Genomic DNA, 13,859 nt, shown 5'->3' on the forward strand with positions numbered 1-13,859 from the left:
TCCGCGAGGTCATGCACACGCTGCCCCACGCCGCCCAGGTCGCGATCCGCGAATCACTCGATGAAGACGATGGATACACGCAGGCCGGGCCCAATTACGACGGTGGCACAGCGGAGTTGGCGGCGCGTACGTGGTGACCCGTCCGTAGCCGACGGTATGGAGGGGCCGATCGAGAGAAGTCGGCCAGAACCAGGATTGCGAGTTGCTTATGTGACTACGCAGTTGTGGCATCCGATTCAGCCTGCGACGCGTCCGGTGCGGGTGGATGTGTTCAGTGGGACCGCGGATGGTTGGGCTGCCTCGCAGCAGTGTCCTGTGCGGATGGTGGAACCCGAACCCGACCGGGATCACACCAAACTGCTCGATCAATTGTGTATCGGCATCCGGTGGGCCTCACGAACCGTGGGTGCCCAAACACACTCCACCGCGGGCCCCGCCGCCAGAAAGGAGCAGGGTGCGGGGCAGCGCCCGGCCTGCGGTCGGCGGCCGCGCGGTTGTTCGGGGTCGCGGACGGAACGGCACGGGCGCACCGACATTCCGGGGCACGCGACACCGCGCGGGCGCCAGCCCGCGGACATCGGCGACCGATCCGGCGGCAACACCGTTCGGGTGCGACGATCCGCGGCGTCCGCGATGCCGCTGGGAAGTGCTTGTGTGGTAGCTGCAAGGGCCGGGCATCCTGATTGCTGCGGTAGCCCGCGCAGGTCCAATGCGAGCGGCCGGGAATTCGTGGTAGTCGGTGACGGCCTTCGACTTGCGGAGGTGCTTGGCGTTGGACTTGTTCACCGACGGCGGCATGATGTGGTCCTCGCCACCGGCTATGAACAACGGCGGCAGACTACGGCACGGGATGCCACTCGGCATCCTCACGGCATACCCGGCGCAGGCTCCGGCGCGACTGTCAGCAGCTCCACCGGTTGGAGCCGAGGTGGTGAAAGAACGGTGTGCCGCCCAGATTCGCCCACTGCCGAGGGCGCAGGACGAAGGAGGGGCCGGTGTGATTGCGTTCGGAGAAGACGGTGATCGAGCAGGACTGCCGGTTGTTCTCGATGGATTCGGCCGAGGCGAACGCGGGACTCGCCGTCAGATCGTGGTTGGTGTCGTTGATGTGATTGGTGTGCCAGCCCGACAGATTCGGGCCGGGGTGTACGCAGGCAATATCCGGAACGCATTCGCTGCTCGCCGCCCGATTCAGCACGGGATCGGACCGGACCTCGGGCATCGAGGTGGACGGACTACGTGCCAGGAATATGAGCACCCCGACGATCAGGAGCGCGCACCCCGCCCCGGCGGCCAGCAATCGGTGCCAGGTCCGGTCACCGGCGCTGAAACCCTCCCTGGACAGCAACTCGAAGGCGAATGCCGCGGCGTGCCGGGCGGCTGCGGGCTGCCAGTGCTCGTCGGCAGACTCGGTCTTGCCGCTGAGCAGATCGGAGACCCCTCGGACGACGAGCGCCGCGACGTCGGGGTTGACGTAGGCGCCGTGCAGGAATCCGTAGCCCTCCATGTCGACCGCGACCGCGTCGCCGCAATACCGGGTGAGCAGTCGCGCCGTATCGGAATCCTGGTCGGCGACGACCCGGCTGCCTGCCGCGATAGGTTTGATGAACGCGCGCGGTGTGCGCTCGAGGTGGGGTGCGGCGCGTTCGCCCTCGAGGACGGGCGGGATGCGGTTCTGCCATTCGTTTAGGCGCGCAACCGAGGTCGCGCGCTGGACCAGGCGGAACGCGGGCGCCTGCGTCTTGATCCGCGGGAAGTAGTCGCCCGCGGTGTCCTTTCCGGATTCGTAGTCGTAGATGGCGTCGGCCACGACGACATCGCCGAGTTCGACGTCTTTGCGTCCGCCCGCGACGCCGACGAAAAGCACCAGGGCGGGGTGGAACGCCGCCACGGCGCGCTCGAGTTGCACTCCCGCTTGGACATTGCCCGCTCCGGTCTGTGCGAGCGCCACCGTCCACGAGCCGTGCGGGGTGCGGAACTCGGCGAGTTCGTAGAGGGCTCCGCGTTCCTCGCGTTCAGTGAACGGCGGATTCAAGTGATCACGGACGGCACCGTATTCGAGTTCGAGCGCCGTGCAGATCACCACCGTGCCGAGGTGGGTGTTGTCGACGTTTCGCATAGTGCCCCCATTGTCGTTGCGCCCGTGGCGCGAGCGCGTCGTGTTTCAGTGCTGTTCGATCAGAGTTTCGCGGGACAGCGCGGGATGGAGGTGGATCGCGGGCCCCGTGCGATACAGGTGCGCGGGCCGCCCTCCGGTAGCCGCGGTGCGGTCGTCGTCGCGGACCAGGAAGCCGGGCACGCCGGTGACCTTGCGCCGGAAGTTGGAGGGATCGAGCCTGATGCCCCAAACGATTTCGTACACCCTGCGCAGATCCGCGACGGTGAAGCGGGGTGGACAGAACGAGGCAGCCAGCGTAGTGTAGGACAATTTTCCCCGCGCCCGCTCCACTGCGTCGAGCAACAGCTTGTGGTGATCGAAGGCCAATCGGTCTGGTTGTGCGGCAAGGGTTTCCACGGGAACCCATCGCACGGCGCGCGCGTCGCCGCCCGCAGCCGGGTGCGGCAGGTCGGGCATCATCGCCATGTAGCAGACCGACACCACCCGGCCGCGTGGATCGCGGTCGGGATCGCCGTATGCCCCGATTTGTTCGATGTGCAGGGTGTCCGCGTCGAGACCGGTTTCCTCCGCCAGTTCGCGGTGCGCCGCCTGGTCCAGATTCTCGCCCGGCTCCAGGAATCCGCCGGGCAGTGCGAGAGCGCCCACGTAGGGTGCGGTGGCGCGCTCGATGACCAGAACCTCCAGCGTCTCATGGCGAATGGTCAGGATCACGAGATCCACGGTAACTGCGCTGAGCGACGATAGCCGACCGGTCATGGGCACCACTGTACCTTTAGGTCACTTTGACCCGAAAGGGTGTCGGCGGCTACGCTCGACAGCGTGACCACTAAAGGTCATTCAGACCATAAGCGGCTACTGCGCCTTGGGGAGGCGAACGAATGGCCCATCATCTGGCAACACGACTGCACGAACTCCGACGCCGATCGGGACTCGGACTTTCAGCTTTCGCCCGCGCGACCGAATGCGAATCATCCTGCTGGAAAAGTTATCTGGCCGGTTCGACGATTCCGCCGCGCCGTGTCGTCGAACAAGCGGCGCAGCTCGCCCGGCTGTCCGCCGTCGACACCCGCGCACTGCTCGCTACCTGGCAGCAGGCCGCGCTCGAACAAGATCCCGCCGAATGTCATTCGGCCACCGGCGAACTGCCGCCGCAGGGTCCGCGATCGCGAACCCCGCAGTGGCGGCGGGTCGCGGGCGCGCTGCTGGCGGCCGCGGCGGTGGTGGTCGCGGCCGGTGTCACGGTGCGCGGGGCGACGGTGGGACACACCGCGCCCGCGACCGCGCCCACCCCTACCACGACCGCCGACTACATCTGCCGCTACACCGTACGTGACGGCATGCGATACGCCGGACACGCCGAATCCCTCACGCGGATCATCAATTCCGGAGCCTCCGGACAAGATGTGATCGAGCTGCAATGCCTGCTCCGCGATCACGGCTTCCAGCCGGGGGAGGTAGACGGGATGTTCGGGCCGAACACCGAGCGGGCCGTCAAGCAATTCCAGAAAGCCGCCGGAACGAGGTCCGACGGCAAGGTCGGTCCGCAGACCTGGACGCTGCTGCGGAATCCGAACAACGCGGCCACATCGCCGCCACCGACATCACCACCGCCGACATCACCGCGATGAACCGGCGTTCGCCGCACCGCGGCAGTATTTCGGCCAGGGCGAGGAGACCACGATGAATTCGACACCGGACACCTCGGCGGACCCAGCCGGCGGGCCGCTGCCCTCCCGCCCGTCCCTGATACCAGCCATGATCTTCGTCTCCGGCGCGGGCGCGGCACTCGCGACCAGCTCGGTCGCCGACATCGACGTCGCGCTCGCCGTCTTCGGAATCGTCACCAACGTGGGATGGGAACTATGGAAAATCTACGGAAAGCACCACCGAACCGAACTCTGACCAGCGCCGGACACTCGAGGCAACCTGGATCCCAGGCGGCCGTTGCACGAATGTCAACACGCGCACCGCGATCCGGCAGTCGCACACCGAGCACCGCGCTCGCGACCAGCGCCGGTCGGGAACTGGCCACCGAACTCGGCCGAGCCAAACAGGCACGCGGGCTGAGCTTCACGAAGATGGCCGCCGCGATCCCGTACAGCAGGGCCTCATTGGAGCGCTACGTCAACGGGAGGATGTTTCCCCCGCGCCGCGCGGTGCGCGATATCGCGCTCGTCTGTCACACGGACCCGACACGATTGCTCGCCCTGTGGGACGCCGCCGACACGGCGGGTCGGCTCGATCCAGCGCCGCGACGCCCCGACCCGCCTCTCCCTGCTCGGCCCCTGACTGTGACGTTCGGGGCCGCCACGGCTCTGGTGTTCGTGGTGATCCTGCTGCTCCTGATCCAGGCGCCGCCGTGGCGTCAGCGCCGCGTGATGCCGTTTGTCGAGCTTCCGCAGCACCGACCCGCGAACTCCAGGGCCGCGACGGCCACCGGCTTCGCGGTGCGGTAGAAGTCCGCTCCCGGTGCGACCACCAGATTCAGCATGTGACGCGCATCGTCCCGAGCCGGGCCCGCGTGCGCTTCGAGGGCATCATGCCTGGTCCTGGCATCCCGCCGTCCCAGCGCGTCTCATGGGACGCGGGAGCCCTTTCGGCAGCGGTCCCCGCCGCCGAATCCTGGATGGTGTCAAGCAGCCATCATCGAAAGGAACTGTGAAATGCGTACATTCGAACGAGTCACCGTCGTCGCTGCCGCGCTCGCGGTGAGCGCGGGCCTGGCCTTCGCGCCGTCGGCGTCTGCGGCGCCGCAGCCCGCGCTCACCAGCATCTCCGACTGCCCGTCGGGGTGGATGTGCTTGTGGACCGGTCGGGACTTCACCGGTCGGATGATGCAGTACCGGGACACCGGGTACTGGCAGAACCTGCCCGCACAGGCATTCTCCTACTACGACAACCGCGGCGACGACGCGGCTGTCGCGCCCGGCAGCGGAGGCAGTGGCGGAAAGGCGTGTGTCGACGGCCGTTCGCGAAATTCTTTCGCGCACAGCGGGGTCAAGTCGGTCTATCTCGCGAATACGGGCAATAACTGCTGACCGAATCGATCTTCGGCCAGCGACAGCATCCGCTTGGTGACAGCACCGCCTGCTCGTCGGTGCTGTCACCGAATCGAACCGTGTTGGTCAGTAGCGAGAGTTCCCTGCCGACACCCGGCACTGTCCCGGTTCCAGCGGGGCTGGTGGCCAAGGTACGACCCGGCGAGGTCGTCCGCGAGCTGCTGGACCGATTCCTTGTTGCACAGGGACCAGCGTTTGCGTAACGGGGTGTCCCGCAGTCGTTCGAAGAACGCGGCGGGGGTATAGCTCGTGCAGATCGGTCACGCCGATGGGGCGGGGATTATCGCTACTGCTGGCCATCGACTCGTCGGTGCCCTCGGCGGAGCGTGGCATGCTTCGATCCAGTCGGCGCAACAGGTCGACCAGACGTTGCGTCCGCTGATCACCGCTTGCGGGTAGGGCAGTTCGGTTTGTCCGCAGGAGGAATACGCATCGCAGCGTCGAGGTTCCGACGCCGGCCATCTCGGCCAGTTCGGTGGCCGCGACCAGCTGATCACCTGCGAGCTCGGGCGCCGACAGATTCACCACGCATTCGGTGAGCGCATCTCGTGCCTCGTCCGGAAAGGTTGATCCGGTTATCGGAAAGCAGGTTCGACACATGCTCGTCATGGCCCGAGGAATAGTCGTTCGCACGGCAAGCGTGGCAGCAGTCGACGTTCCTCGATGGTGTCGCGGATCAATTCAATTGTGAACCAAGGCTTTCGTCTCCAGTCGTGGATCACATTGCGTGCCGCAACCGCGGTGGCCGCGTAGTCGAAGACTATGCCACCCAGCCAGATCCGCAGGTGCACATCACTTCCTAGCGCAAACCATGCGTCGGCCGTCATCGCCGCCCAGTTCCTGCTCGGGCAACGCCAGACGAATGCCTCTGGCACGAGCGGCGGCCCGCGATCACCCGACCAGTCCATTACCAGACCAACCTTCCGGACGAGGCACGCGCAGCAGCGGGTATTCACGTTAAGCGGATTCGAGTAACTGATCGCGATCGAGCACGCCGAGGACGGTAGAACCCCGCACGCTCGATCGCCATCGGATATCCGACGGAGGCGGCGCGGCCAGGGGATCGGGCACCAACCCGGCTCCGCCGCATGTCATTCGGTTGGGGCACTGCCCCTTTCGGTCAGTTGCGCCGAGACGGTGGCGGTGTCCAGGAAGACCCGCTCGCCGATCACGTAGCCGTCGTCGTCGAAGGTCACGACGGCGATCATCTCGAGCGCGATGGTGTTGCCGGTCGGCGCCAGGCCCGCGTAGTGCCCGTCGTGGGTGCCGTCGAAGCGGACGAGCGCGGCACCGACGGAGCCCAGCTGCCCCCGGGGCGTGATGGTGGCTGTCAGGTCGCTGAACCCGGCGAACAGCGCGGACTCTCGGGCGGCCAGCGCCGCGAGTCCCTGCTGCGGACCGGTCAGTGGTGAGTCGTAGGCGGCAGGTTCGCGCCACAGGGCCACGACGTCCTCGACGCTGTGCTTGCCGACTGCGGCCGCGGCCGCGGCGGCGAACTGTTGAATGAACATGTCGAATCCTTCGGGTAGATCAATTCTTCTGGGCTACGGCGCGTTCCGGCCGGACGGACCGCTCGGCGAGACCGATGGCGACCTTGGCGGGAATCCGGCCGGCGATGCGCGCCAAGAGGGCGTTCGCCGCACCGTCGACGATGTCGGGCCGATCGGACCGGAGTGCGCGCACGGTGGCCGCGACGACCTGTTCGGGCGAGCGCCGGTTACCGACCGAAGCGGCCTCGCCGGCGACGTCGAAGAACGCGGTATCGGTCGCACCTGGGCTCACGGCCAGGACCCGGACCCCGGTACCCCGGGTCTCGGACCACAACGCGCGACTGAACGACAGGACGTACGCCTTGGTCGCCGCATACACCGCCATGTGCGGCACCGGCTGGAACGCTGCCGTGCTGGCCACGTTGACGACCGTGCCACGACCGCGAGCAATCATGCCGGGCAACAGGATCGCGGTCAGCTCGGTCAAGGCGGTGATGTTCACCGCGATCTGGCTCGACACGGCGGCCGGCTCGGCACCGGCGAGATCACCGTGGATGCCGAGCCCGGCGTTGTTGACGAGCGCGTCGACGACAATCCCGCGCCCGGCGAGCACATCGGTCACACCCAGCGCGGCGCCGGGGACACTCAGGTCCGCCGCCACCACCTCCACGCTCGTACCGAACTGCGCGTGCAGCTCGGCGGCCTGCGCGCGGAGGACCACCTCCCGACGCGCGACCAGGATCAGGTCACCGCCCTCCGCGGCGATCCGGGCGGCGAACGCCCGCCCGATCCCCGACGACGCCCCGGTCACCAGCACTGTTTGTCGCTCGAAATATCCGGCCATCACCCTCTCCTTAATTAAACCTGCATGCTGGTCTAATTATTACCGCTATGCTGAGTCCATGGCAAGCCCCCACCGCAGCACGCCGGCCCGGCGACGCGTCGGACGGCCGTCAGGCCCGACAGAGCACGGCGCCGCGTCCCGAGAGCGGATCCTCGACGCGGCCGCCACCGTCTTCGCGCAGCTCGGCTACGACCGCGCCCGCATGGCCGACGTAGTGGAGACCAGCGGAATGACCAAGGGCTCGGTCTACTTTCACTTCGAGAACAAGGAAGCCCTCGCCGTCGCCGTCCTCACCGAGAAGCACGCGCAATGGCTCGCCCGCGTGCAGGCCCGCCTCGCGGCCGCCACCCCCGGCAGCGGGCGCCTGGAGGCCCTGCTGCCCGCCATGCTGGAACTACACCGCGACGACCCGGACGCCTGGGTCATCTCGCGCCTCACCCAGAACCTCGCCGAGGTGCCCGCGACCCGCGCCCTCGCCACGGAACTGACCCGCCGGTGGATCGACACTGTCGCCGGCCTCATCCGGGACAGCCAGAACCTCGGCGACGTCGCCGGCGGAGTCGACCCGGAACTGCTGGCCACCGTCCTGGTCGGCGCCTTCGACGGCCTCAAGACCACCGTCGAGACGATCAGCGAGGATCCCGACACCGCCGATACCCGACTCGCAGCCGGCGGCACCCTGCTGCTGACGATGATGCGATCCGTCCTACTGCCCGCTGACCACAGTTAGGCTCGTGAGGTCCAGTGGGCCGGCGAGTCGCGGCACGCCCCGTTCTCGAGCGTGCTCGACTCACCATGCAGTGCGGTCGGCCGTCGGCCGGGGGCGAGGTGCGAGCATCGGAGAAGCTCCTCGGTATCGACGTCGGTCGACATGTCATGCCTCGAGAAGCGAAGCGGTGACCGCGGTGATGACGCGGCACGATGATCAGCCTACCGAAAGGCGCGAAGACCTGTGCGTTCCCTGCCGGGCGGGGTGTCGATCCGCCCAAGCGCACCCACACCGCCACGGCGGTGGACCCGGCCACCAACGCCGATCTCGGCTCGATCCGCATCGAGGCCACACTGTCCGGATACAAACGCTTGATCGCCTGGGCCAAGCAGTGGCCGCAGCGACGGTGGGCGGTCGAGAACGCCGAGGGATTGGGTCGGCACCTGACCCGGTGGCTGATCGGCTGTGGCGAGACGGTTGTGGATGTGCCGACCACCGCCAGCGCACGGGTGTGGGAGCTGTCACGTGGCAGCCGACGCGAACGATCGGATCGACGATGCCGGCGCGCCCTGCGTCGCCGCGTTGCAGGGCGAGGGTCGGCCGGTTGTGTCCGACGAGCACGCCGACGCGCTGCGCATGTTGGATGAGCGACGGAATAATCTGTCCGCCAGCAGGACTCGCACCGTCAACCAACTGCACACTCTGATCGGGCAACTCCATCTGAAAGGAGCGATCATTGAAATTGAACCAGCCCGCTACCAGCTCTCGACAGCAGATCTTCGACGGTGCTGGATACCCCGCAGAGCGCTCGTTGCAGCCACCAGCAACACAGGCGCGACACTGCGCAACGGCCTGGGATGGGTTCCCCGTATGGACATCGACATCACGTGCCCGCACTGCAACCGACTCGACCTGGCGCAGAGTGTGCCCGCCGTGCACGCCGAGGGCGTGTCGACCAACTCGGGACCGACGCCTACTCCGGTGTGGGGAGTTGCCTCCACCGGTCTGGTGCCGGTGATCGGGACTGCGACTGCGGGATCGCGCGCACACCAGTGCGCTCGCCCGGAGCCTTGCGTGTGAGCCAGCTCAGCTACACACTGGCGGGGTCAATCTCTTCGGTCTGTTGCTGCTGGTTCCTGCTCTGTTCGTCGTGATGATCGGAATCGATTCACTTCGGACGTCAACCGACCGGAGTCGAGGAGCCTTGCCGGACTGGCTGGGGCCGATTTCTTTGTTGCTCTAATCGCTTCCCCCGCGGTCCTCGTGCTCTGTGCCGCTGTATCCCGAGCGCGTCGCAACGGGCCATCTCCCGGGGCCGTTTCAACGCTCACATGGTGTGGCAGGCCGGTTTCTACGGCCATCGCTGCGGGGTGGCGTTCTGGCCCCACTCTCCAGCACGGGGTTTACCCGCTCGGCAGAGATTCGCGCCGCAGCACTTCCGATGGATGGAGTGGAATGCCGGGGGCTACACCGACGCCTGAAATCAACCGATATCAGCGACAGCTGCCACGGGAATGGGCCAGCCAACCGGGTTCTGGAGCTGCGAACGGCATTAGGTCGGTAGCCGGAGTGGCTTCGATCTCGGCGCTCTCCCCACCCGGTAGTCGGCATCGACCCTCCGCGGCACGACGTAGTCGGCCAGCAGCTGCCGAATTTCGGTGCCCCGCCCACGTATTTACGAGCCCGGTGTCATGATCGCCGCACAAGCGAAACCTCTCAACGGTTCGGCGTAGCCGCAACCGTGCTTCTCGACCCCGCTCCGAGCGACCCGACAGACGGCGAGAGCCTGGCCGACAAACATCAACAACCGACCAATCCTGGCCCCGACAAGCGGGCGACGGCTGCGGCCAGTCGTCGCTAGTGGCCCGCCAATCTGCCCGATCGTGGCCTTCCAGCACCCGAATCAGGCTTCCTGCATGGCTTGCCATGCCGGGTGGGTGAGGTAGGCGGCGAGGGTCGATTCGAACGCTTCGGCGTCGGCCTCGTCCTCGTACGGGGAGGGCGTGTCGGGGTCGTAGCCGGGTGGCGGTGTCCAGACCGGCGGGAACTCGACCGGCGGCAACCGGAGCCTCTTCCATACCGCTGCAGCGAGGGCGTCGGGTGCGGGCAGGTCCGGCAGGTCGAACCATCCGTGGTCGATGGGTTCACCCCCGCGTGGCCGGCCCCAGCACACCCAGCTCCAGCCCTCGTTCTCGCCCCAGCCCACCACGAACTCGTCACCATCGAGGGTTTCGGCGAGCTCGAAGTACATGTCCCGGGCCTCGCCTGGCGGCCCGTGTTCGTAGAATGTGACCCTCAGCCCGGCGCGTGCGAGGGCGTCGAGGACCGCAGCTCCGTAGGGATGGTGCGCGTCCTAGTTCCCCGCCGTCGGCGCCTCAACCGGTGTCGTGACATTCATGGATCTGAGTATCGCGGCTGCCCCCGACAGCCGCCTGCGCAATCGGCTGGCAGTGGCCCGTGTGCGGCAGGGACCGACCGTGCAGGCGTTCTTGACATCCCGGCGTGCAGTGGCAGTGTGCTGGGTGAGGCCGGGGCCTGAGAGCTGCCGCTCGGACACTGGTCGAAACGCCGCAGGCTCGGTTGTGACGCCAGGGCCGGGCCTGCGGTGTCGTTACGTCACCCGGGGGCACATCCACGCGCTCTGGACTGGGCTGTCGCCGGCGCCCCCGCCGCAGGTGCCAGAAGACCGCATCAAGAGGCGCAAAGACGGGATGGTCGAAGTCAGTCTTTCCGGGCCACATATGGTGACCCTGCTGAAAGTCACTCACCGACGCTTCTTTCTCACTCCGGCCGATGACCGGGTGGTCTCTGCGCGCGTGTACGAGCAGGATGCGAAGGTGATCGACGCGATCGATCCGAATGCGGATCCAGGTCAACCCATCCCCCGATCGTGCTGGACGATCGGCTGGGCAACGCCGCCAAGCCGTCATGACGCAGGCTGCTACTCGTCAGCTCTGGCAGGTACTCGATGGAGGTGCACCCGAGCCGTTCGAGCGCACCGCCGAGCTGTGGCCGACCTTCAGCGCGCGGAACTACTCAGTCGGCCCCGGCCGGGTACGCATGAATAGCCCAAGCACCGTGACGAACAGGCTCACTCCTGCAGGCCACCCGACGACCAGTCCTGCTGCCAGTGACAAGCTCACTGCCAGAGACAACACCAGCAGGGGATGGATCTCCAGCCCTTTCGGATCGACGGGATAGGACTGGGTGTTGTCAGGCTTGACCGATAAGCTCGTGCCGCCTGTACTTCCTTCTTCTGTTGACACAGTGGAGGTGTAGGCGTATTGCGGCCCCTGCCTATGCCCCAGCGGGGGCCGCGCTCGTTCCGAGGTCGGTTGCGACAGTACGGTTTCCCGGAATACCGAATCCGCAATCGACGATCGGTAGATAGAAGCCTAGCCTGTCAGCGCTCTTCGAAAATCTGGCCATCGGCGCTCTTTGAAAATCGGCCACCCATCCACGATCGGAAGGGTGATCTCAGTGCAGGAATGGGCGCAGATCAGGTATCTCCATGCGAGTGAGGGCCTGTCGATGCGGGCGATCGCAGCTCGGTTGGGCATCTCGCGGGACACGGTCGCGAGGGCTATCGCGTCGGAGTCGCCGCCGCGGTATCAGCGGGTGTCGGGTCCCTCGGCGTTCGACGAGTTCGAGCCGCTGGTGCGGGGGCTGTTGGCGGAGTTCCCGGCGATGCCGGCGTCGGTGATCGCCGAGCGGGTGGGCTGGTCGGGGTCGCAGTCGTGGTTCCGTAAGAAGGTCGCGCTCCTGCGGCCGGAATACGCACCGAAGGATCCGGCAGACCGGCTGGAGTATCGGCCCGGTGATCAGGCGCAGTGCGATCTGTGGTTCCCTCCGACACCGATCCCTTTGGGCGCCGGTCAGTTCGGGACACCACCGGTGCTGGTGATGGTGGCCTCGTTCTCGAGGTTCATCACCGCGATGATGATTCCGACCCGGACCACCGCGGATCTACTGGCCGGGATGTGGTCGCTGTTGTCGGGGCAGCTGGGCAAGGTCCCGCGCCGGTTGTTGTGGGACAACGAATCAGGGATCGGCAAGGGCGGACACCTGGCCTCTGGGGTGGTGGCGTTCACCGGGATGCTGGCCACCCGGATCATCCAGTGCAAGCCGTTCGACCCCGAGTCCAAGGGCATCGTCGAACGCGTGAACGGCTATCTCGAGACCTCCTTCTTGCCCGGCCGGTCGTTCAGTTCACCAGGAGATTTCAACACCCAGCTCGCCGAGTGGCTGCCGACCGCCAACTCTCGACACGTCCGGCGGATCGCAGGTTCCCCAGCGGAGCTGGTCGGCATCGACCGGGCAGCGATGACGGTGTTGCCACCGGTCGCCCCGGCGGTCGGGTTCACCAGCCGCGCGAGGCTGCCGCGTGACTACTACCTGCGTGCTTTGGGCAACGACTACTCGATCGACCCGGCCGTGATCGGACGGTTGATCGACATTCATGCCGATCTGGACACCGTCACCGCCCGATGCGATGGGCTGCTGGTGGCCACCCACCGCAGAGCCTGGTCGAAAGTCGAAAGCGGTCACCATCACCGACCCCACCCATGTCCACACCGCCGCGCAATTGCGAGAAGCATTCGGACACAGACAATCCCGGACCGTCAGCGACGATGACGGGCTGGTGCGTAACCTCGCGGACTACGACACCTGTTTCGGCGTCGACTTCGACAACGAGGGGGTCGCGTGATGGCCGCACCCACCGACACCGCCAAGCAGATCGAGTACTACGCCAACGCGTTGAAGGCGCCCCGCATCCGCGACAGCGCAGCCCGCCTGGGCGACCAAGCCCGCGACGCCGGCTGGACCCATGAGGAATACCTCGCCGCGGTCCTGTCGCGCGAAGTGGCATCCCGCGAATCCTCCGGCGCCGAAATCCGCATCCGCGCAGCAGGCTTCCCCGCCCGCAAAGCGATCGAGGAATTCAACTTCGACCACCAACCCGCCCTCAAACGCGACACCATCGCCCACCTCGGCACCGGCCAATTCATCACCAAAGCCCAGAACGTGGTGCTACTCGGGCCACCGGGAACCGGCAAAACCTGTCGATCGGGCTGGGCATCGCCGCCGCCCACCACGGCCACCGCGTCCTGTTCGCCACCGCCGTCGAATGGGTCACCCGCCTGCAAACCGCCCACCAGCACGGCCGCCTCGCCGCCGAGCTGGCCAAACTCCGCCGCTACGGACTACTGATCGTCGACGAGGTCGGATACATCCCCTTCGAACAAGACGCAGCGAACCTGTTCTTCCAACTGGTCTCCAGCCGCTACGAACACGCCTCACTGATCCTGACCTCGAACCTACCGTTCTCCCGCTGGGGCGACGTGTTCAGCGATCACGTCGTCGCCGCGGCCATGATCGACCGCATCGTCCACCACGCCGACGTCCTGACCCTCAAAGGAAACAGCTACCGACTCCGCAACACCGAAATCGACACACTCCCATCCATGCGAACAGACAACACGGCAGACTAAACAACCACCAAGTGGCCGATCTTCGACGAGCGCCACCGGCCTACATTTCGAAGAGCGTCGACACTAGCCACAAGGGCCGACACGAAAGAGCGCCGTGAAACAGCGATATGAGAAAGACATCTCTCACCATCGCGGCCTCGAAATTC

General features: G+C 66.5%; 12 protein-coding genes and 3 pseudogenes. 8 read left to right on the forward strand and 7 right to left on the reverse strand.

What is annotated here, in order from left to right; all coding sequences use genetic code 11:
• Positions 1 to 901: 901 nt before the first annotated feature.
• The gene (locus tag ON19_RS39335; RefSeq protein ID WP_051169484.1) at positions 902 to 2,119 is read right to left on the reverse strand and encodes a 5'-methylthioadenosine/S-adenosylhomocysteine nucleosidase family protein; all 1,218 of its coding nucleotides are present in this window, start codon (positions 2,117 to 2,119) and stop codon (positions 902 to 904) included.
• Between the two features lie 45 nt (positions 2,120 to 2,164).
• Positions 2,165 to 2,875, reverse strand: coding sequence for an NUDIX hydrolase (locus ON19_RS31445; protein ID WP_043701094.1), 711 nt, complete (start codon positions 2,873 to 2,875; stop codon positions 2,165 to 2,167).
• A gap of 122 nt (positions 2,876 to 2,997) precedes the next feature.
• Here ON19_RS31445 and ON19_RS39340 point away from each other — a divergent pair, with 122 nt between their 5' ends.
• The 4 genes from ON19_RS39340 to ON19_RS31465 all read left to right on the forward strand — a co-directional run bounded on the left by ON19_RS39340 (position 2,998) and on the right by ON19_RS31465 (position 5,157).
• Positions 2,998 to 3,747, forward strand: a complete 750-nt coding sequence (locus tag ON19_RS39340; protein ID WP_051169485.1) for a peptidoglycan-binding protein — start codon at positions 2,998 to 3,000, stop codon at positions 3,745 to 3,747.
• 52 nt (positions 3,748 to 3,799) lie between these two features.
• Entirely contained in the window at positions 3,800 to 4,021 is a 222-nt protein-coding gene (locus tag ON19_RS42355; RefSeq protein ID WP_043701096.1) for a hypothetical protein, read from the forward strand.
• 50 nt (positions 4,022 to 4,071) lie between these two features.
• A complete protein-coding gene (locus tag ON19_RS39345) occupies positions 4,072 to 4,575 on the forward strand; it encodes a helix-turn-helix domain-containing protein (protein ID WP_051169486.1) in 504 nt (167 codons plus the stop codon).
• Between the two features lie 207 nt (positions 4,576 to 4,782).
• On the forward strand, positions 4,783 to 5,157 hold the full coding sequence (locus ON19_RS31465; protein WP_043701097.1) for a peptidase inhibitor family I36 protein: 375 nt from the start codon (positions 4,783 to 4,785) through the stop codon (positions 5,155 to 5,157).
• Between the two features lie 626 nt (positions 5,158 to 5,783).
• Here the strand turns inward: ON19_RS31465 and ON19_RS42360 are convergent.
• The 3 genes from ON19_RS42360 to ON19_RS31475 form a co-directional block, all read right to left on the reverse strand.
• Positions 5,784 to 6,086, reverse strand: a complete 303-nt coding sequence (locus ON19_RS42360; protein ID WP_157229917.1) for a hypothetical protein — start codon at positions 6,084 to 6,086, stop codon at positions 5,784 to 5,786.
• Between the two features lie 183 nt (positions 6,087 to 6,269).
• Positions 6,270 to 6,689 (reverse strand): ester cyclase, encoded by a 420-nt coding sequence (locus ON19_RS31470; protein ID WP_043701099.1) that lies wholly within the window; start codon positions 6,687 to 6,689, stop codon positions 6,270 to 6,272.
• A 19-nt stretch (positions 6,690 to 6,708) separates the two neighbouring features.
• Positions 6,709 to 7,512 carry an SDR family NAD(P)-dependent oxidoreductase gene (locus tag ON19_RS31475; RefSeq protein WP_043701101.1) on the reverse strand — a complete coding sequence of 268 codons (804 nt, stop codon included), beginning with the start codon at positions 7,510 to 7,512 and terminating at the stop codon, positions 6,709 to 6,711.
• A gap of 58 nt (positions 7,513 to 7,570) precedes the next feature.
• On the opposite strand from ON19_RS31475, the gene ON19_RS39350 reads away from it, so the two are divergent.
• Both ON19_RS39350 and ON19_RS45115 read left to right on the forward strand, forming a co-directional pair.
• A complete protein-coding gene (locus ON19_RS39350) occupies positions 7,571 to 8,242 on the forward strand; it encodes a TetR family transcriptional regulator (RefSeq protein WP_051169487.1) in 672 nt (223 codons plus the stop codon).
• Between the two features lie 191 nt (positions 8,243 to 8,433).
• A pseudogene (locus ON19_RS45115) lies at positions 8,434 to 8,953 on the forward strand (IS110 family transposase); the annotation flags it as partial.
• 1,171 nt (positions 8,954 to 10,124) lie between these two features.
• On the opposite strand, the gene ON19_RS31490 reads toward ON19_RS45115, so the two are convergent.
• Entirely contained in the window at positions 10,125 to 10,472 is a 348-nt protein-coding gene (locus tag ON19_RS31490) for a hypothetical protein (RefSeq protein ID WP_043701104.1), read from the reverse strand.
• A 781-nt stretch (positions 10,473 to 11,253) separates the two neighbouring features.
• Positions 11,254 to 11,487, reverse strand: coding sequence for a hypothetical protein (locus ON19_RS42365; RefSeq protein WP_157229918.1), 234 nt, complete (start codon positions 11,485 to 11,487; stop codon positions 11,254 to 11,256).
• Positions 11,488 to 11,701: 214 nt separating this feature from the next.
• On the opposite strand from ON19_RS42365, the pseudogene istA reads away from it, so the two are divergent.
• Positions 11,702 to 12,929, forward strand: a pseudogene (gene istA / locus ON19_RS31495) (IS21 family transposase).
• Positions 12,929 to 13,713: pseudogene (gene istB, locus ON19_RS39360) on the forward strand (IS21-like element helper ATPase IstB). Before istA ends, istB begins: the two co-directional pseudogenes overlap by 1 nt.
• Positions 13,714 to 13,859 lie beyond the last annotated feature (146 nt).

It is taken from the genome of Nocardia abscessus NBRC 100374, from assembly GCF_000308455.1.
GTDB classification, from domain to species: domain Bacteria; phylum Actinomycetota; class Actinomycetes; order Mycobacteriales; family Mycobacteriaceae; genus Nocardia; species Nocardia abscessus.